The 360-nt window shown below is 45.0% G+C and carries 1 protein-coding gene; it reads left to right on the plus strand.

Features of this window, described 5'->3' with window-relative positions; all coding sequences use genetic code 11:
- Positions 1-187, plus strand: a 187-nt coding sequence (locus tag J0A66_RS22120; RefSeq protein WP_206575994.1) for a DUF885 family protein, incomplete at its 5' end; no start/stop codon positions are given.
- Positions 188-360: the final 173 nt, after the last annotated feature.

Below are 360 nucleotides of genomic sequence, written 5' to 3' on the forward strand. Positions count from 1 at the left end.
AGGGCAAGCCACCGCCTATATGGTAGGTAAGTTGAAGATCATGCAATTGCGACAAGAGGCCATGGACGAACTGGGCGATAAGTTTGATTTTCGCGGTTTCCATGATGAAGTGCTGAAAAACGGCCCCCTGCCACTGAATTTACTGGAAGCTAACGTCAAGACCTGGGTAGCAAAACAAAAGGTCTGATAAGCACAGAAAAGTCCGGTCATACCGGACTTTTCTAATTTTGCCGCTCTTATACACTTATTATTTGCCTTGATTGCAAAGGAATCTTCTTAGCAATGTTTTTTCGAAAGCAAAGTCCGCCTGCCTCGGTCAATGCAGACATGGCAACAAAACAGCAACGTTATGAAGCGCTA

Source organism: Bowmanella dokdonensis, from assembly GCF_017254865.1.
Lineage (GTDB): Bacteria > Pseudomonadota > Gammaproteobacteria > Enterobacterales > Alteromonadaceae > Bowmanella > Bowmanella dokdonensis.